This window comes from Pseudomonas sp. S2_A10, from assembly GCF_054668465.1.
Genome location: NZ_CP162773.1, coordinates 2,057,501 through 2,077,057, shown reverse-complemented (window position 1 = coordinate 2,077,057; position 19,557 = coordinate 2,057,501). Strand labels below are relative to the sequence as shown.

Sequence of the window (19,557 nt, the reverse complement as noted above, 5' to 3'; positions counted from 1 at the left end):
AGTCCCCTCTCCCTCTGGGAGAGGGTTAGGGTGAGGGCGCTTATTGGCTCACCCCCAAGGCTTCGGCTCACCGAGCAACTGCCCCTGCACGCCATACAAGCCCATCTCGCGAATCACTGACAACTCCCCTTCAGTCTCGACCCGCTCGGCAATCAGCGGCAGGTCGATGCTGTGCGCCGCGCGCTGGATCGCTTCGATGAACAGGCGCTTGTCGCTCTCCTGATCGATCGCCCGAATGTAGCTGCCATCGATCTTCAAATACGCCAGACCCAACCGCGCCAGGTTGCCGATCATGCTGAAGCGCCCGCCGAAGCGCTGCAGGCTCAGCGAGAAGCCAAGCTCGCGCAGGCGTCGGGTCAACTGCTCCAGCACCGCCTGTTCAGGCAATTGCTCCTCGCCGATTTCCAGAGTAAGACGCGCGCCGAGATTGGAATGCGCGCGCAGAATCTCGAAGACCTTGTTCAGCGCCTGCGGGTCAGCCAGGGTCGCCGAGGACAGGTTCAGCGCCAGCGAATCCTCGTGCCCCTTCATCTGCTCGAGCACGCGTTCGAGCATCAGCCGATCGAGCCGCGCGGTCCAGCCGAAGCGCTCCAGCCACGGCAGGAAGCGCCCGGCGGGAATGGTCTGGCCCTGCTCGTCGAGCAGGCGCGACAGGACCTTGTAATGCAGCACCAGTTGCGTGTCCTGCGCGGCGACCACCGGCTGGAAATACAACTCGAAACGCTGCTGACTCAAGGCCTGATCCAGCAGTCGATGCCAAGCGTGATGGTCGTCACCGACCTCCGCCACCAGACTCTGATCGATGCACGCCCAATTCTGCTCGCCCTGCCCTTCGGCCTGTGCGAGCGCCTGATCGCCCAGTGTCAGCACCGCTTGCGGGGAGTCGCCGTGAGCGAAGGGCGCCAGCCCGATCGAAGCCACCGCCGGCACATCGGTCGCGCCAGTGGCATGCAGGCTGCTCAGGGCATTGTCGAGATTCTGCGCCAACTGCAGCGCTTCCTCACGCACCAGCCCCGGCGCCAGCACGGCGAATTCACCGCCGCGAATACGCGTGACCAAGTCCTGGGTTTGTGGATATCTGGCGCACTCGCGGGTCAGTTGCTCACCGACAGCCTTGAGCAATTGGTCGGTACGCTGGCCGCCGAGACGCTGGTTGAGCCCGGCCAGATCCTTGACCCGCAACAGCAGCAAATAACCGGAACTGGCCTGCTCCGGGTTGCTCACGCGGTTGTTCAGTTGCATCTCGAAATAACGACGGTTGGCCAGGCCGGTGAGGTTGTCCTGATAGGACTCGGTACGCAGTTTTTCACTGCGCTCGGCCTGCTCCTGAAACAGCGTCTTGAGCTTCTCGACCATCTGATTCATCGCCTGCACCACGCGACGCAATTCAGGCGTGCGCGGCAGATCCGGCAGGCTGAGAAACTCGCGGCGGGCAATCGCATGGGACTGCTGAACCATGTAATCGAGCGGCTTCAACTGCCGACGCAGCAACAGCGCGCCGAGCACCGCACTCAATGCACCGCAGATCAGCAACCAGCCAAGGCTGCCCAGTGCGCTCTGCCACAGCTTGGCCACGGCGAACATCGGATGGCTGACGACTTCGACCCGCGCCGCCTGCTCCCAGCCACGACTGACCAGTGCATCGCCACCAGCCGGTTCGAGGCCGATCAATTTGACGAACCAGTCCGGCACGTTGCTCACCGCCGGGGTACCGCTACGCTCGACAATGGTCTGCTCGGTCTTCACGTCGACCACGCGGATGCTCGCATAATAACCGCTGTCGAAAATCGAACTGACCAGCAACTCGACCATCGCCGGGTCGTCGATATTCGGCGTCAGCGACAACGCCAGCGCCGTCGCCGCGTCCTGTGCGTGGGAGCGCAACTGGTTGACGTACTGGGTGCGCGAGCTCTCCAGGCTGACCATGAAGCTGCCGGTGAAGGCCACGACCAGGAACAGACAGATAGCGATCAACAGCTGTTTGAACAAAGACATCTGAGCGCGTGCTCCTAGTTAGTCGTCTCGACCGGGAAACCTTCGGCCTGCATTTTTTTCAGCACATCCTGCCAGCGCGACAGGCGTTTGGTGTCGCCGACCTTTTTGTTGCCCTTGGCGCCGGGCAAATACAGGCCTTCGGCATTGAAAGAGTAGACCGGCAGCAAATCGGTCCGCTGCGCAGCCGGCTGGATCGGATCGATCAGGCTGTCGAGCACCAGCGGCATGGCATCGGGGGTCGCATAGTACGTCAACACCATGTGCGCGCGGTTCTGCCGCAGCGCCTTGACGTAGGTGATGCGCAGCTTGTCACTGGAAACGCCGAGATGGCGCAGGCTGAAATACTTGGCGATGGCATAGTCTTCACAGTCGCCGGCGCCCTTCCACAGCGCTTCGATCGGGGTTTCCCAGTAATCCACTTCGCGCCACAGATCGATGTCTTCGACGTAACGCACCTGCTTGTTGAAGAACAGGTTCACCACTTTGAGCTTGTCCATCTCACTGGCCTGCTTCTGCGTCGCCAGCAGATTCTGCCAGGCATCGATGCGCTGCTGCCCGGCGCCCAGTGGCCCATAAAGAGCAGTGGCCTTGCGGCTGATCGCGGAAAAATCCCAATCGGCGTGCAGACCGCCCAGCATGACGCCGGCCAGCAGCAATGCGCAGCCAAGCCAGCGCAAGGTCCGAGGGATCGCGAAACGTACCGCCACTGCAGGTTTCCAGAAGGACAGAAAGGAAGCGTTTGATGGTGAAGCTTAGCCCGGCAAAAAACAATGGCACCGTGAGATCATCGAAGACCCGCTAGACTTGAGATTGCCGCGCAACGTTTTACAAGGTTTGACAACCTGTAGAGCAATCACTAGTGTCATTTGGATCCAAATATTGCGACCTACAGGGTGTGTTGTCGTGACTCAGAAGCCCAAACCGCTGCACAGCATCAAAGTCGAAGGACCGATTCCTGCGCATCTGGCCCGGTCGGTGATTGAAGAAACCCTGCGCTCGGCCATTCTCGATGGCCGCCTGCCCTGTGGCACTGCGCTGCGCCAGCAGGATCTGGCCGATCTGTTCGGGGTCAGCCGCATGCCGGTGCGCGAAGCCTTGCGTCAGCTCGAAGCGCAAGAGCTGCTCAGCGTCACCACGCACAAAGGCGCCGTAGTCGCACCGCTGATCCAGGGCGATGCCGCTGAAACCTACGAGTTGCGCATTTTGCTCGAATCCGAGGCATTGCGGCAGTCCATTCCGCTGCTGACTGAGGCCGAGCATCAACTCGCCGCCGGCTACATCGAAGAACTGGAAGCGCAGCACGACTACAACGAGATCGGCCGCCTCAACCGTCTGTTCCACATGGCCCTGTACAGCAAGGCGCCCAATCAGCGACTGCTGCGTCTGGTGGAAGACGGTCTGAATGAAGAAGAACGTTTTCTGCGTTTCAATCTGGAAGCCATGGGCCTGGGCAAGCTGTCCCAGGATGACCATCGCGCCATGCTCCAGGCCGTGATCGAGCGGGACATCCCGCGCTCGCTCGAAATGCTGGAGCAGCACCTCAACCGTGGCGTCGAGGTCATCACCCGCTACCTCGCGACTCCCGCCGCACAGAAGCGCCACACCGCACGCTGATATCTCGTACGTCGAATAATCCCCTTACAAATCTTCGCGACCGCTCTGCTGCCGGGTCTGGCAGCGGATCGGCGTGCCCGCTGGCGACCGCCCCGACCCTGCCGACGCGTTTCCGCTGCCCGCCGATGACCAATCGGTAATAGCCCTGACGGCAATTTACCCGCACTCTTCCAGCGCCACCCCTACAGAACGGGGACGCGCCGCCCTGACGGCACAGTCCCCGCAACAGGAACCTACGGAAGGAGCCTTGTCACGGGAAACAGGAAGTCATGGCGCCGGTCCCGGCCAACTTTCGCCCCCTTTGAATTCATAAACTTCCCTTGTTTAAAAAGTTGCTTCGAGTGAGGCATTCACTCTTGTTATCGATTTTGGCCGTTATTAGCCGAAAGGAGTAACTACGCCCAAATAAAACTTGATCCGAAAGTTTTATCGGCCACTCTCATATTCAAAAAACAGCCAACTTAAAATAATTAAAAATAAACTTGTTAAATGCATTTGCCCTGTATTAGTTTTTCTCTCGCCAGGTTTGAACGTCGCCGTTCAGCGCGGCATAACTTACGCAGCAGATGTAGCAACCGTGGCGCCGCAACGGCGTTACACCGCAATCAAGCTATTGCCCGGACAAGTTCCCATCCAACTTGCTCGACCGTTTAAAGCAATGGCAAATAACCGTGCACTTCATATCACTGATAAAGGACATCATGATGCCTACTAAGCAGCAACTCGCCCTGAAGAAAGCCGAACTGAGTATTCACCCGATCTTTTCCGAGATTACTTCGTTATCGGTATTACGTCGTTTCATGGAAACTCATGTATTTGCCGTATGGGACTTCATGTCGCTGACCAAGCGCCTGCAACAGGAACTGACCTGTACGCGTTTACCCTGGTTGCCGCCGCGCGATCCCCACGCCGCTCGGTTGATCAACGAGATCGTGCTGGGCGAGGAATCGGACGATCGCCTCGATGCCGGCCACTACAGCCACTTCGAGTTGTACCTGGATGCGATGCGCGAAATCGGCGCGAGCACCTCGGCGGTGGAGCGCTTCGTCGCGTTGCAGCGCGAAGGCGTGAGTTATGACGTCGCGTTGCAGAGCGTCGACGTCGACCCGGCGGCCGCGCAGTTTGTCCGCGATACCTTGCGCATTGCCCTGGAGGCGCCGGGACACAGCGTTGCCGCCGCGTTCCTGCATGGTCGCGAGAGCGTCATTCCGACAATGTTCCAGCGCATCCTCGATGACTGGGGCATCGGCATCGAACAGGCGCCGACCTTCCGCTACTACCTGCAACGGCATATCGAAGTCGATTCCGAAGACCATGGCCCCGCCGCCGAACAGTTGCTGGAGCGTCTGGTCGATGGCGATCCGCAGCGCGCAGCCGAGGTTTACGCCAGCGCCATCGCTGCCGTGGAAAGCCGCATCGCCTTGTGGGACGGGCTGCGCTTGAGCATGGGCGTGGAAGTTGCCGAGGTGGCCCAATGAACGCTGCCGACTATCAATCCTTCGCCGAGGCCTGGGAAAGCCGCGCGACCATCCGCACCCGTCCACGGCGGTTGCTCGAAGACGATCAGCGCTTGATCTATCCACTCAGCCGCCAGCCGCTGGTGCTCAGCGAAACCTTCCTGCGTGAATGCCCGCAACAACGTGATTTCGCCCTGGTGCAGACGTTGTACAAATTCATAAACGACGTAGTGATTTTCGAGACTGAAATCGTCGACAAGACCGCCCGCAGCATTGCCAAGAATCGCTTCGCCGTGGCATTCCCGTTCGCCTGTCGTTACGACGCGATGACCGTGGTGGTCGATGAGGATTACCACGCGCTGGTGGCCATGGATTTCATGCAGCAAACGGTGGCACTGACCGGTATCGAACCGATTCCGTTGCCCGATGAAATCGAACTGAGCCGGGCGATTCCCGCCGCTGTTGCGCTGGCGCCGGAACACCTGCGCAGCGCGGTGGAATTGATCTGCGTGGCGATCGCCGAAAACACCGTGACCGGTGATGTCGCGGCGTTCGCCCGCGACGATTCGGTCAAGCCATCAATCAAGGGCCTGATGGCCGACCACTTGCTCGACGAGGGTCGCCACTCGAGTTTCTGGGCGCGCATGGTGCGCATCTATTGGCACACCGCCAGCGACGCGGATCGCGAAACCATCGCTCAGATTCTGCCGGTGTTCATCGGCCATTACCTGACCAATGATATCCAGAAATCCTTCGATTTGCGCCTGATCGATGCGCTGCCGGTCAGCGAAACCACGCGGTGCTCACTGCGCGAGGAAATCGCTGGATTCGCCTTCCCGATCAACCGCCACCACCCGTTGGTGGGCAACATCGTCAGGTTTTTCCACAACAGCTCGCTGCTCGCCACACCGTGCGTGCAGCACGCGCTGCGCGACTATCTGGTTTGAGGAGGCTGACATGAAACGTCTCGACATTTTGCTCACCGGCGCCAGCCAGGCCATGACCGATCTGGCCCGGGAGCTCGAACAGCATGGCCATGCTGTGACCCGCAGCGGCGTGGCTCAAACGGCGGTGGATCTGATCATCGACGATGGCTTTATCGCTGCCGGCGACTTCTGCGCGATCCCGCATCTGCACCTGCGCCTGGGTATCGCCGCGCAAGAGCATGGCGGCCTGCCGACCCTCGACTTGCTGTGCTTTCTCGGCTCGTCGCTGATCAGCCGTGTGCCGATTGGCGATGAGCCGTCCGGCAACGGTCAGTCGCTACGCCAACGAGCGCTTGCCCATGTGGTCGATGAGGTGGCGTTGCTGGTCAGCCGCTTTTCCCGCGATGCCGATTATTTCCGCCATGCTCCTGCGCTGATCGCGCCGGATTTCGAACGCCTGGAAGACCTGCTGTTCCTCGACAAACTGGCGTATGTCCACCGTCTCAATGACACGGCAAACCCGGCGCTGCTGGAGCAGGCGCAAATCCCGCTGATCGAGCGCCTGCAACAGAGCCTGATCGAGCATGCCGAACGACCTGCCCTGCACCTCGGCGGACAGTCCATCAGCTACCGCCAGTTGCACGCCCACAGCCTGGCGATTCAACGGCGGTTGCTGCCCTTGCTCGAGCAACATCCGCAGCCGTGGGTGGTCGCTGTCTGCCAAGGCAAAAGCCCGGCACTGTTCGCCTCGATTCTGGCGACTCTCGGCAGCGGCGCGGTGTACTTGCCGCTGGAGCCGAGCCATCCTTTGCCGCGCCAGCAATACATCCTGGAAAACGCCGGCGCGGTGCTGTTGCTTCACGATGGACAGCAGGCGCTCAGCGAATCGATAGCGGGGCTCGATGTCAGTGACATCGGGGCAATGGACGCCGCTCTCGACCGGCCGCTGATGCAGCACCGCCCGGAGCTCGATGCGCCGTGCATGGCGCTCTACACCTCGGGTACCACCGGGCATCCGAAAGGCGTGCTGCTCAGCCAGGCCAATCTCGCCCACTTCACCGCGTGGTACGCCGACTACGTGCAGTTGCACGCCGAGAGTCGGGTGTTGCAGTTCTCATCGCTGAGTTTCGATTCATCGCTGATCGACATCTTCCCCAGCCTGCTCGCAGGGGCAGAACTGGTCGTGCCCGACGACACCCAGCGCCGCGATCCATTGCAGCTGGTTGCGCTGATTCGCCGACGGCAACTGACCCACGCCTTCCTGCCGCCGGCATTGTTGAGCATCCTGGCGCTGGAGCAACTGGAGGGCGTGCAGGTGATGACCGGCGGTGATGTCTGCGAGCCGTACGTCATCGAGCAACTGACCCGCCAAGGCACCCTGCACAACCTGTATGGCCCGACCGAAGCCACCGTGCTGATCACCGCGCGCCAGCTCAAACCGGGCGACAGCAACCGCACGCTGGGAGGGCCAATCGCCAACAGTCGGGTGCTGATTCTCGACGACGATCTGCAACCGGTGCCCGATCAAACCGTCGGTGAGCTGTTCATCGTCGGCCCCGGTGTCTGCCTCGGTTACCTGAACAATCCGCAACAGACCGCCGAGCGCTATCTGACCCTGTCGCTGCCCGGCGGCGAGACCTTGCGCGCCTACCGCAGCGGCGACATGGCCAAGTGGGGCGAGCACGGTATCGAGCTGTGCGGGCGGCGCGACAATCAGGTGAAAATCCGTGGCTTTCGCGTCGAGCCGGAAGAGATCGAGCGCTGCCTGCGCGAGAGCCGCTTGTATCGGCAGATTGCCGTGGTCATCGACAATCAGCGGCGCATTCTGGCGTTCCTCGCCCAGCCACAAACCGAGGCTGCCCGCGACGAATTGAAGGCTCACGCCCGGCAGTTTCTGCCGGACTACATGCAACCGGGAGCGTGGACCGAACTGGCGCAGATGCCGTTCGCCAGTAACGGCAAAGTCGATCGCAAGGCGCTGTTGGCATTGCCGGTGACGGTGCAGGACAGCGCTGCGAAATGCCTGCCGGCCAATGCTGACGAAGCGCTGCTTCTGGATATCTGGGCCGAATTGCTGGAACTGCCGACCAGCGACATTTCCACTGACGAAAGCTTCTTCAATCTCGGCGGTCATTCGATTCTGCTGTCGCGGATGTTGCTGCGCTTGCGTGAGGAATTCGGCCGAAGCATTTCGATCAATCGCTTCATCGAACAGCCGACCATCAGCAAACTGGCGACGCTGGTGCGCGGCACCGACGACAGCGCGGTACTCAGCGCCCAAGCCATGGCCGACGCCGAGCGCGCTCTGGATATCGAACCGCTGCCGATCAGCCGCATGGGCGATGTGCACAAGGTCATCGTCACCGGTGCCAACAGTTTTGTCGGCGTGCACATCGTCGAAGCGCTGCTCGGTTGGGGCGCCAGCGAGGTCGCCTGTCTGGTACGTGATAGCGCCGGGCAAACGGCGACGCAACGCTTCGCTCAGGCACTGAGCGAAAACCGTCTGGAGCACCTCGATCTCAGCCGTGTGCGGGTTTACGCAGCTGATATCAGTCGCCCGCAACTGGGCCTGGGCGATGAGGATTATCAGCGCCTGGACCGCGAGTTCGGTGCGCTGGTACACAACGCCGCCAACGTCAACCACGTACTCGATTACGAGTCCCTGGCGGCGGACAACGTCGAGCCGATCTTCGCCCTGCTGAAGCTGTGCGATGGGCGCAGTAAGAAGGTCTTCAACTTCGTCTCGACCCTGTCGGCATCCAGCACCGTGGATGATGCCGGTCGGGTGCTGGAACTGCCCGCCGCCGCGACGCCGCCGATCTACATTCGCAACGGCTACAACCTGTCGAAGTGGGTCGGCGAACGCATCCTTGAGCGGGCGCGCGAGCGGGGTGTACGGGTCAATCTGTATCGCCCCGGCAACATCAGCTTCAACAGCCTCAGCGGCGTTTGCCAGCCTCACAAGAACCGTTTGATGCTGATGCTCAAGGGCTCGATCCAGCTCGGTCAGGTTCCGGCCTTTGCGCTGAATTTCGACCTGATGCCGGTGGACTTTCTCGCCCGCTTCATCGCCTTCCATGCCAGCCGTTATTCAGCTGATCGCGCGGTGTTCAATCTGCACAATCCCGAGCCGCTGAGCTGGGATGCCTACGTCGCGTCGTTCCGCGAAACCGGCAGCGAGTTTGCGCTGGTCAGCGTCGCCGATTGGCAGCAGCAACTGAACCGGGTCGACGCCGACAACGCGCTGTTCGGCGTGCTCGGTTTCTACCTCAACGGCTTTGAAGAAGACATCGGCGACATCTCGCTGATCGGCCACGCCAACGCCGAGGCCGGCGTGCAGCAGATGGGCGCGCACTACCCGCAGAAATCCCCCGCGCTGCTGCGTCGCGGCTGCGACTACCTGAAAGAAATCAACTTCATCTGACTCATCCAAAAGGAGCAACACCATGAGCAATCTGCAACCCGACACCCTGATCAAAAACCCGCAAGGCTGCCACGTTGTGTCGTCGAAGGAAGTGCCGGCGAACGCGGCACAAGTCTGGGCGGTCGTTGGCGATTTCGCTGGCTTCGATCGATTCATTCCGGCGCTGTCACACACCGAAATGACCGGCGAGGGCGTGTCTTCGCTGCGCAAGAAAATCTTCAAGGACGGCAACGTCGTGGTCGAACAACTCAACTCGCGCGATGAACAGGCACAGCGCATGACCTGGACGACGATTTACAACACCCTGGGGGTGGCGAATCTGTGGGCGGCAATGCAGGTGGAATCGCTGAGCGAAGGGAAGTCGCGAGCGACCTGGACGATCATTGCTGAACCAGCTTCCGGCGGAGAAGAGGCGTTGCCGGGATTCAGGGATTTCGTGCAGGGGTTTGCCGATGATGCGATGGGCAATGTCTTGAAGTTGTTTGTTTAAGGCATCGGTTTGGCGGTGATTGAACCGCCGCTTTCGCGAGCAGGCTCGCTCCCACATTTGGAATGCATTTTCCCTGTGGGAGCGAGCCTGCTCGCGAAGAACGATAACGCGGTCTGCGATCTGTGAATCAGATCTTGAAGCTGTCGACCAACTGCTTCAACCGGTTCGCCTGCTGCGACAACGCATCACAATCCTTCAACGTTTCGTTGAGGTTGGCCACGCTCTGCTGGTTCAACAGGTTGATCTGGTTGACGTCGACGTTGAGAGTTTCCACCACCGCAGTCTGCTCTTCAGTCGCAGCGGCCACCGACTGGTTCATACCGTCGATTTCGCCGATACGCTGAGTCACGCTGACCAGACGCAGGCCGGCCTGATTCGCCACTTCCACGCTTTGCTCGCTGGACGCCTGACTGGCGTTCATCGTGCTCACCGCCTCACGCGAGCCGACCTGCAGCGAGGTGATCATCTTGTGGATCTCTTCCGCCGATTCCTGGGTGCGATGCGCAAGGTTGCGCACCTCATCGGCGACCACGGCAAAACCGCGCCCGGCTTCACCGGCACGTGCGGCTTCGATGGCAGCATTGAGCGCCAGCAGGTTGGTCTGCTGCGAGATGCCTTTGATCACATCGAGAATGTGGCCAATGTTGTCGGTGCTGGCGTTCAGGGTTTCGATCTGTGTGCACGACAGGCTGATTTTCTGCGACAGCTCGGTCATCGCCTGAATGGTTTGCTCGACCACCTGACGACCGTCGTCAGCTTGCTCGCTGGCGCCACTGGCGTGCTGCGAAGCATCCGCCGCGTTGCGCGCGATCTCCTGAGTAGCGGCGCCCAGCTGATTGATCGCCGCCGCCACGCTGTTGGTGCGCGCACTTTGCTCGTCGGAACCGACGATCGAAGCGTTGGACGACGCCATCACCCGTTGCGACAAGTCGTGAACGTGACGAGTCGCCGACGACACTTCGGAAATCGAAGCGTGAATGCGCTCGACGAACTGGTTGAACGCGCTGCCCAGTTCACCGAACTCGTCTTTGCTCTCGACCACCAGACGCCGGGTCAGATCGCCCTCGCCCTGGGCAATGTCTTTCATCGCGCGGCCCATGGTGGTCAGCGGACGCATCAACACATTGATCAACAGGCTCAACAGCAACGCAATCGCCGCGACCGCGACAAACATCGCGATCAGCGCTGAGGTGCGGAATTGGCTGAGGGCGGTATAGGCCTTGTCGCGATCGATCGACAGACCGATGTACCACTGCGCATTCGGCAGATCGCTGACCGGGGTGAACGAAAGAATGCGCTCCTGACCGTTGAGCACGACGTTCTGGTTGCCCTTCTCGATGCGCACGCTGGTGTTCGGGTAGATGTCCTTGAGGTTTTTCATTACCTGATCTTTGTCCGGGCTGACGATCACCTGACCGTCAGCACTGACCAGAAACGCATGGCCGAGGCCACCGAAGTCCACCGAGTTGATGATCTTGACCAGGGTTTCCAGGCTCAGGTCACCACCGACCACACCGAGCAATTCACCGTCCTTCTTCACCGGCATGGCGATGGTCACCACCAGGCCACCGACTGCCGCCATGTACGGCGGGGTCAGCATGGTTTTGTCGGCGGCCACGGCCTGCTTGTACCAAGGCCGCTGACGCGGATCGTAACCGTCCGGCATCTTCGCATCGGGGCGTTGGGTGAAGACACCGTTGGCCTGGCCGACGTAAGTGAACTGGAAGTTCGAAGTGAAGGCCGGTTGATCGACAAGGCCCGGCAAGTCGGCATTCCTGCCTTGATGGGCAACGTTCTGCGCGAGGTTTTCCAGCACCAGAATCCGTCCGCTCATCCAGTTCTGCACGCTGCTGGCGGTGAGGTCACCGGCCTGCTGCACAGAGGACTGCAGATTCTGGCGAATGGTGTTTCGCTGCAAGTAATCGTTGTAGAGCGTGAACAACGCGAACGCCAGGACGACGACGCCCGAAGCGGCCAGGAGGATTTTATGGCTGAACTTGAGATTCATTTCATGGGACTTCTTATGCCAAAAGTGGGGATGCGTTCCGGTTGCAACATTCCATGTACAGCGCAGGCAGCGTTCTTCTGGCCGCTCTACTTTGGTGCACGCATTTCTCACCAGTCTGTCGGCCAACGGCGGAGAAATCTTAGGGCCGCGTGAGAAATGGACGGTTTTAGGACAGGATTCCCGCCGAACGGCGTGCCAGAGCGGCTGCGAGGGAATTTTTCACAACCGCCATAGGGACGACGGTTGCAAAATCTGTAACCCTTGATGACAATGCGACTAATTATCATTTGTGACGTTCGGGCTGGCGTGGTCATGTCTTCACCTGAGTTGGTCGTACAGGCGCTTTACGGTAGTCATCACGGCTGGCTCAACGCTTGGCTGCGCGCGCGGCTGGGCAACGCAGCGGATGCGGCGGATCTGGCTCAGGACACTTTCCTGCGCCTGCTGCAACGCACCGAACGCCTCGAACTCAAAGCGCCTCGCGCTTTCCTGCGGACCATCGCGCGCGGCCTGGTGATCGATCATTGGCGTCGCGAGGAAATCGAGCGGGCCTATCTGGAAACCATTGCTCATTTGCCTGAAGGCGAAGTACCTGACGCCGAATCGCGCGCGTTGGTGCTGGAACTGCTGGAAAGCATTGCGCGCATGCTTGAGGGTTTGAAGCCGAAAGTGCGTCAGGCGTTTCTCCTGGCGCAGTGCGAAGGTTTGACTCACAAACAGATCGCCGAGCAGTTGGGCGTGTCGGTACGTTCAGTGGAACGCTACGTCGCCGATGCGCTGTATCACTGCTATGTGTTGCGATATGAAAGCTGATGCCTGTGGATAATCTCTCACTCGGTCGCCGCGTCGAGCCGCGTCAACACGTGGTCAAGCAAGCGATTCACTGGCTGCTGCGGCTGCGCAATAACCACGGCAATTCGCGGCTGACTCGCCAATGCGAGCAGTGGCGCGCCGAGCATCACGAACATGAAATCGCCTGGCAGCGGGTACAGTCGCTGCAAGCCGAATTGAGCTCCAGTCTGCGCGCCGTGCCGGGTGCGCAGGTCGCTTTCAATACCTTGGAAAACAGTGCGCAGGGGCTGGGCCGACGCCAGGCCTTGAAGTTGTTGTCGGGCGCGCTGTTGATGGGCTCCGCCGCGTGGCTGGCCAAGGACAGCGCCGCTTGGCAGCAATGGAGCGCCGACTACGCGACGGCGACCGGCGAACGGCGCGGTTTCCAGTTGCCCGACGGCACGCGCATCGAACTCAATACCGCCAGCGCCGTGGACCTGGATTACACCGCGCAGCAGCGCCTGATCAAACTGACCCGTGGCGAAATCATCGTTACCTGCGGCGGCTCTGACGAAGGCGCGGCATCCGATCGACCGCTGCGCGTACAGAATCGCCACGGGAGTTATGAACCGTTCGACGCGCGTTTCATTTTGCGTCAGGACGATCAGTGCACGCGGCTCAGCGTTACCCGCGGCCGAGTGTTGGTTCGCGCTGGCGGTCATTCCCTCGAAGCGCTCGCCGGGCAAAGTTTTCTGGTCAACCAAAGCGGTTTGCGCGCAGCGCCTACGCCGGATATGGATGCGGGCGCCTGGCTCGACGGTTTGATCGTCACGCGCAATATGCGCCTGGGTGATTTTCTTGCTGAAGTCGCCCGTTATCGCCCGGGGTTTCTGAGTTGCGCGGCGGATATCGCAGACTTGCGCCTCTCTGGGGTGTTCCGTCTGGAGGACACCGACAGGCTGCTGGCGGTCCTGCCGCAGACGCTGCCGGTGCAATTGCGTTATCGCACCCGTTGGTGGGTGACTCTGGAGCGTGCGGCCTGAACATTTTTTGGCGGGTTTTCGCAGGCAGTCCGGCTTAGTCAGTAAGCACTTCAACTCAGCCCCCGCGACTGCCTACGGAAATCCACAATGACTGTCCGCGCCACTTGTAAGAACCCTCTGAATTTCACTGCAGAATCGACACTGCTGCGCCATGCGGTTCGGGCCGCACTGCTGACCACCGCGCTGGGCGTCAGCGTGTTACCGAGCCTGAGTCTGGCCGCCAACACCGGCACCGAGATCAGCCACCGCTACAACATTGCTGCCGGGCCATTGGGCGAGGCGTTGAATCAGTTTGCCCGGCAGGCCGGTATCACCCTGGCGATGACACCGCAACAGACTCAAGGTCAGCAATCACCCGGCGTGCAGGGTGAATATTCGACCGACCAGGCCTTGAGCCATTTGCTCGGCAGCTCAGGGTTGGAAGCCGTCAGCCAGGACGGCAGCAGCTACATTCTGCGCCCACTCGCTGAAAGCGAAGCTCTGGCCTTGCCGACCACTGATATCAAAGGTTTTGCCCTCGGCAACGCGCTGGGCAGCATGGCCGGCTACAACGCCACGCACAGCCAGATCGCCACCAAGACCAGTACCGCATTGCTGGAAACCTCGCAAAGCGTATCGGTGGTCACGCGCGAGCAAATGGATGACCAAGGCTCGCAGACCGTCTCGCAAGCGATGCGCTACGCCCCGGGCGTGCTGACCAACCCGTATGGCGCTACGCACCGTTACGACTACGTGGCGATGCGCGGTTTCAACGACGGCTCGGTGGACAACATCTACCTCGACGGCCTCAAGTCGATGGGCGACAGCGGCACCTACAGCACCATGCAGGTCGATCCGTATTTCCTTGAGCGTGTGGACATTCTCAAAGGCCCGTCGTCCGTGCTGTACGGCCGCAGTTCGCCCGGAGGCCTGGTCGCATTGACCAGCAAAAAGCCGTTGTATGAGGCCTACCATCAGGTGCAAGCCACGGTGGGGACGCAAGGCCAGCGTGGGGTTGGTTTTGACTTCAGCGGTCCGGTCGATGACGACAAGCGCATTGCCTATCGTCTGACCGGACTAAGCGATCAGTCCGACACGCAATTCGACCATAACAAGGAAAAACGCTTCGCCCTTGCGCCGACGTTGAGCATCGATTTCAGCGAAGACACCTCGCTGACTCTGCAAGCCTATCTGCAGCACGATCCGGACGGCGGCTATCACGGCGGCGTTCCGGCGGACGGCACAATCCATCAGCACAATGGCGAGCGCATCTCACCGCGCTTCTTCGAGGGCGAGCCGGGGATCGATGGCTACTCCCGTGACCAGCAGTCGTTTGGCTATCAGTTCGAACATCGCTTCAACGATGTCTTCACGGCGCGGCAGAATTTCCGTTATCTCGATTCCAAAGTGAACATGGATCAGGTCTACGCCTATGGCTGGACCACTCCGACCAGCAATGAACTGAACCGTTATTACACCGGCGGTGATGAGCGCCTGCATGCGTTTATCGTCGACAACATGCTGCAGGCCGAATTCTTCACCGGCGCGACCAAGCACACAGTCCTGATGGGCGCGGATTATCAACGGCGCAAAACCGTGGTCGACTGGACCAGTGGTGGACTGGCGCCGATCAATGCGTTCAATCCGGTATACGGCAACTCGGCGATCGAAATGTATGGCGACACCAGCTATCTGCGTCGCCTCGAACAGACCGGTGTGTACCTGCAAGACCTGATCGAGATGGACAAGTGGCGCTTCTCGCTGGGCCTGCGTCAGGACTGGGTCGAGACATCCGATGAAAACCGCATTGCTGAAGCAGGGCGTCCTGTTGGCACAGAGATCAATGATCAACGCACGAAACTCACTGGCCGCGCCGGCGCGCTATACCTGTTCGATAACGGTCTGGCGCCATACATCAGCTACTCCGAGTCTTTCAACCCGAACTCCTATGCCGACAGCGCCGGCAACCCACTGGCTCCTACCGATGGCAAACAGTGGGAAGTCGGTTTGAAGTACCAGCCGCCGGGCACCGATAATCTGTTCACCGCCTCGCTGTTCCGCATCGACCAGGAAAACCTCGCGACCAAACTGCCGCAGGAAAACTTCTATCGCGCGGTCGGTGCCGTACGCTCGCAAGGTCTGGAGCTGGAAGCGCACATGCAACTGACCGATAACTTGAAAGTGCTCGGCAGTTACACCTTCACCGACATCGAATATTCCAAATCGATGATCAGCACCTTGAGCACGCCGACCGATGTCATCGAGAACAAGGGCAACTCGCCGACTCAAGCGCCGCGCCACATGGCCTCGCTATGGGCTGACTACAAATTCGACAGCGCCGCACTTGATGGTCTTCGCCTGGGTGGTGGGGTGCGCTATGTCGGCTACAGCTGGGCCGATGCGGAGAACACAATGAAGGTGCCGTCTTACACGCTGTTCGATGCCTCGATTGGTTATGACTTGGGCAAGGTCGGCTTGAAAGGAGTGGATGTACGGCTCAATGCGAACAACCTGACCAATGAATCCTATGTCGCGTCCTGCGCCAGTCTGAACTTCTGCTACATGGGCGAAGAACGCAACGTAGCGGCGACCGTCAGCTATCAGTTCTAAAGCCGTGTCCTGTGCATAAAAAAGCCAGCCCCTGATATCAGGGGCTGGCTTTGTCGTTTCTTCGGGGGTGTTCTGTATGCGTGCGTTTCTGGTTTTATTGCATCGATATATCGGCCTGGCCATTGCGGTGTTTCTATTGCTGGCGGGCCTTACAGGCAGTGTGCTGGCGTTCAATCATGAACTGGATGAATGGCTGAATCCGCAATTCTATAAAGCGACGTCAGTGGGTGAGCGCCTGCCGCCCGGCGCGTTGGTAGAGGCGGTGCAAACTGCACATCCGAAACTGCAAGTCTGGTACATGGAGTATCCGCAGGAGGCGGGGCATACGGCGCTGCTGGCGGCCGTTCCGCGTAAAGATCCGGCGACGGGCCAGCCGTTCGATGAGCGCAATCAGGTGTTCTATCTGGACCCGATCAGCGCGGAGCAAAAAGGCGCGCGCTACTGGGGTGAATGCTGTTTTCAGCGGGAGAACTTCATCCCGTTCATTCTGGAGTTTCACTACAACCTGACATTGCCGGGTAACTGGGGATTGCTGTTGATGGGTGGGGTGGCGATCGCGTGGGTGATCGACTGCTTTGTCGCATTGTTCCTGACCTTGCCGCGCGGCAAGCCCTTCTGGAAGAAGTGGGCGACTGCTTGGAAGGTCAAAGGCGGGCATGCCTACCGCTTGAACTTCGACCTGCATCGCGCCGGAGGATTGTGGTTGTGGCTACTGCTGTTACCGATCGCCGTCAGCAGCGTAGCAATGAACTTGCCGAGCCAAGTGTTCAAGCCTGCGGTTTCTTTGTTTTCGCCCATCGAGCCGAGCGTTTATGAAGCCAGAGGACGAATGCCCGCCAATCAACTGGGGACGACACAGTTGAGCTATCAACAGGCGTACGAAAGGGCATTGCAGGAAGGGGAACGATTAGGACTGACGGCCGCGATCGGCGAGTTGTATTACAGCTTTGAGTACAACTTCTACGGCGCAGGATTTGGACAGCACGATACGGACGCTCACGGTAAATCCTGGTTGTTCTTTCACGGTACCGATGGCCGATTATTGGGACAGGAGGTCGCGGGACAGGGCACGCTTGGAGAGCAGTTCTATCGACTCCAGTTGCCCATACATGGGGGACGGATCATCGGGGTAACAGGGCAGGTAATGATCGCGGTACTGGGTGTGTTGATTGCGGGGTTGTCAGGGACGGGGGTTTATATCTGGTGGCGCAAGTGGCAGGCAAGACGCAACAGCAAGACTCGCAGAACGGCATGATCTTTCGTACACGTTTTAATGACAAAACCCCTGTCTGCGTTAGCAGACAGGGGTTTCGGAATTCAATCTTGACGATGACCTACTCTCACATGGGGAAACCCCACACTACCATCGGCGATACATCGTTTCACTTCTGAGTTCGGGATGGGATCAGGTGGTTCCAATGTTCTATGGTCGTCAAGAAATTCTTTATCTGGCCCGTCAACACGGTAACAAGCCAGCAAAAACAGGAACTTCTACTAAAACAAAACCCCAACTGCTTTCGCAATTGGGGTTTCGGAATTTAATCTTGACGATGACCTACTCTCACATGGGGAAACCCCACACTACCATCGGCGATGCATCGTTTCACTGCTGAGTTCGGGATGGGATCAGGTGGTTCCAACGCTCTATGGTCGTCAAGAAATTCGGGTACTGACTCGGGACCAGACGGCCTCGCTTCAGCAAATTGGGTATGTGACAGCTAGGTGTTTGTGAATTTCGAACTTTCGGTTCGTTTCGTCTTCACACACCGCAATCTGGTGCCTTTTCAGGTCAGCAAATTGCTTGGGTGTTATATGGTCAAGCCTCACGGGCAATTAGTATTGGTTAGCTCAACGCCTCACAGCGCTTACACACCCAACCTATCAACGTCGTAGTCTTCGACGGCCCTTCAGGGAACTCAAGGTTCCAGTGAGATCTCATCTTGAGGCAAGTTTCCCGCTTAGATGCTTTCAGCGGTTATCTTTCCCGAACATAGCTACCCGGCAATGCCACTGGCGTGACAACCGGAACACCAGAGGTTCGTCCACTCCGGTCCTCTCGTACTAGGAGCAGCCCCTCTCAAATCTCAAACGTCCACGGCAGATAGGGACCGAACTGTCTCACGACGTTCTAAACCCAGCTCGCGTACCACTTTAAATGGCGAACAGCCATACCCTTGGGACCGGCTTCAGCCCCAGGATGTGATGAGCCGACATCGAGGTGCCAAACACCGCCGTCGATATGAACTCTTGGGCGGTATCAGCCTGTTATCCCCGGAGTACCTTTTATCCGTTGAGCGATGGCCCTTCCATACAGAACCACCGGATCACTAAGACCTACTTTCGTACCTGCTCGACGTGTCTGTCTCGCAGTCAAGCGCGCTTTTGCCTTTATACTCTACGACCGATTTCCGACCGGTCTGAGCGCACCTTCGTACTCCTCCGTTACTCTTTAGGAGGAGACCGCCCCAGTCAAACTACCCACCATACACTGTCCTCGATCCGGATAACGGACCTGAGTTAGAACCTCAAAGTTGCCAGGGTGGTATTTCAAGGATGGCTCCACGCGAACTGGCGTCCACGCTTCAAAGCCTCCCACCTATCCTACACAAGCAAATTCAAAGTCCAGTGCAAAGCTATAGTAAAGGTTCACGGGGTCTTTCCGTCTAGCCGCGGATACACTGCATCTTCACAGCGATTTCAATTTCACTGAGTCTCGGGTGGAGACAGCGCCGCCATCGTTACGCCATTCGTGCAGGTCGGAACTTACCCGACAAGGAATTTCGCTACCTTAGGACCGTTATAGTTACGGCCGCCGTTTACCGGGGCTTCGATCAAGAGCTTCGCGTTAGCTAACCCCATCAATTAACCTTCCGGCACCGGGCAGGCGTCACACCCTATACGTCCACTTTCGTGTTTGCAGAGTGCTGTGTTTTTAATAAACAGTCGCAGCGGCCTGGTATCTTCGACCGGCATGAGCTTACGGAGCAAGTCCTTCACCCTCACCGGCGCACCTTCTCCCGAAGTTACGGTGCCATTTTGCCTAGTTCCTTCACCCGAGTTCTCTCAAGCGCCTTGGTATTCTCTACCCAACCACCTGTGTCGGTTTGGGGTACGGTTCCTGGTTACCTGAAGCTTAGAAGCTTTTCTTGGAAGCATGGCATCAACCACTTCGTCACCCAAAGGGTAACTCGTCATCAGCTCTCGGCCTTAAGATCCCGGATTTACCTAAGATCTCAGCCT

Annotated in this window: 12 protein-coding genes, 3 rRNA genes and 1 pseudogene (1 of these 16 running past the window's edge); 9 read left to right on the top strand and 7 right to left on the bottom strand. The window is 59.2% G+C overall.

All coding sequences use genetic code 11. From position 1 onward, the window contains the following. Positions 1-48 precede the first annotated feature (48 nt). Positions 49-1,995: a cyclic di-GMP receptor LapD gene (lapD, locus tag AB4N41_RS09585; RefSeq protein WP_056786903.1), complete on the bottom strand. Its 1,947-nt coding sequence runs from the start codon at positions 1,993-1,995 to the stop codon at positions 49-51. 14 nt (positions 1,996-2,009) lie between these two features. Beyond that, positions 2,010-2,702, bottom strand: a complete 693-nt coding sequence (gene lapG / locus AB4N41_RS09580; RefSeq protein ID WP_056786901.1) for a cysteine protease LapG — start codon at positions 2,700-2,702, stop codon at positions 2,010-2,012. Between the two features lie 196 nt (positions 2,703-2,898). Between lapG and AB4N41_RS09575 the strand changes: the two genes are divergently transcribed. The 5 genes from AB4N41_RS09575 (at position 2,899) to AB4N41_RS09555 (ending at position 9,906) form a co-directional block, all read left to right on the top strand. Then, positions 2,899-3,609 (top strand): GntR family transcriptional regulator, encoded by a 711-nt coding sequence (locus AB4N41_RS09575; protein WP_056786898.1) that lies wholly within the window; start codon positions 2,899-2,901, stop codon positions 3,607-3,609. 701 nt (positions 3,610-4,310) lie between these two features. Beyond that, the gene (locus AB4N41_RS09570) at positions 4,311-5,087 is read left to right on the top strand and encodes a DUF3050 domain-containing protein (protein ID WP_236169884.1); all 777 of its coding nucleotides are present in this window, start codon (positions 4,311-4,313) and stop codon (positions 5,085-5,087) included. Beyond that, complete coding sequence (locus AB4N41_RS09565; RefSeq protein WP_252877209.1) at positions 5,084-6,013, top strand: diiron oxygenase; 930 nt, start codon at positions 5,084-5,086, stop codon at positions 6,011-6,013. Before AB4N41_RS09570 ends, AB4N41_RS09565 begins: the two co-directional genes overlap by 4 nt. A gap of 10 nt (positions 6,014-6,023) precedes the next feature. Next, on the top strand, positions 6,024-9,416 hold the full coding sequence (locus AB4N41_RS09560) for a non-ribosomal peptide synthetase (protein WP_252877208.1): 3,393 nt from the start codon (positions 6,024-6,026) through the stop codon (positions 9,414-9,416). Positions 9,417-9,438: 22 nt separating this feature from the next. Next, positions 9,439-9,906: an SRPBCC family protein gene (locus tag AB4N41_RS09555; protein WP_150637824.1), complete on the top strand. Its 468-nt coding sequence runs from the start codon at positions 9,439-9,441 to the stop codon at positions 9,904-9,906. Between the two features lie 127 nt (positions 9,907-10,033). Here AB4N41_RS09555 and AB4N41_RS09550 read toward each other — a convergent pair whose 3' ends face one another. Both AB4N41_RS09550 and AB4N41_RS09545 read right to left on the bottom strand, forming a co-directional pair. Next, on the bottom strand, positions 10,034-10,819 hold the full coding sequence (locus AB4N41_RS09550) for a methyl-accepting chemotaxis protein (RefSeq protein ID WP_370593577.1): 786 nt from the start codon (positions 10,817-10,819) through the stop codon (positions 10,034-10,036). 117 nt (positions 10,820-10,936) lie between these two features. After that, a pseudogene (locus tag AB4N41_RS09545) lies at positions 10,937-11,914 on the bottom strand (cache domain-containing protein); the annotation flags it as partial. Between the two features lie 312 nt (positions 11,915-12,226). Between AB4N41_RS09545 and AB4N41_RS09540 the strand changes: the two are divergent. The 4 genes from AB4N41_RS09540 (at position 12,227) to AB4N41_RS09525 (ending at position 17,572) form a co-directional block, all read left to right on the top strand. Beyond that, positions 12,227-12,727: a sigma-70 family RNA polymerase sigma factor gene (locus AB4N41_RS09540; RefSeq protein WP_041479723.1), complete on the top strand. Its 501-nt coding sequence runs from the start codon at positions 12,227-12,229 to the stop codon at positions 12,725-12,727. Then, positions 12,727-13,728: a FecR domain-containing protein gene (locus tag AB4N41_RS09535; RefSeq protein ID WP_252877207.1), complete on the top strand. Its 1,002-nt coding sequence runs from the start codon at positions 12,727-12,729 to the stop codon at positions 13,726-13,728. Before AB4N41_RS09540 ends, AB4N41_RS09535 begins: the two co-directional genes overlap by 1 nt. Positions 13,729-13,815: 87 nt before the next feature. Next, positions 13,816-16,317 (top strand): TonB-dependent siderophore receptor, encoded by a 2,502-nt coding sequence (locus tag AB4N41_RS09530; RefSeq protein ID WP_252877206.1) that lies wholly within the window; start codon positions 13,816-13,818, stop codon positions 16,315-16,317. Positions 16,318-16,393: 76 nt separating this feature from the next. Further along, positions 16,394-17,572 (top strand): PepSY-associated TM helix domain-containing protein, encoded by a 1,179-nt coding sequence (locus AB4N41_RS09525; RefSeq protein WP_252877205.1) that lies wholly within the window; start codon positions 16,394-16,396, stop codon positions 17,570-17,572. 66 nt (positions 17,573-17,638) lie between these two features. On the opposite strand, the gene rrf (AB4N41_RS09520) is transcribed toward AB4N41_RS09525, so the two are convergent. The 3 genes from rrf (AB4N41_RS09520) to AB4N41_RS09510 all read right to left on the bottom strand — a co-directional run. Continuing rightward, a 5S ribosomal RNA gene (gene rrf / locus AB4N41_RS09520) occupies positions 17,639-17,754 on the bottom strand. Between the two features lie 105 nt (positions 17,755-17,859). Then, positions 17,860-17,975 (bottom strand): 5S ribosomal RNA (gene rrf, locus AB4N41_RS09515). A gap of 154 nt (positions 17,976-18,129) precedes the next feature. Then, positions 18,130-19,557 (bottom strand): 23S ribosomal RNA (locus AB4N41_RS09510); it runs 1,466 nt beyond the window's last position.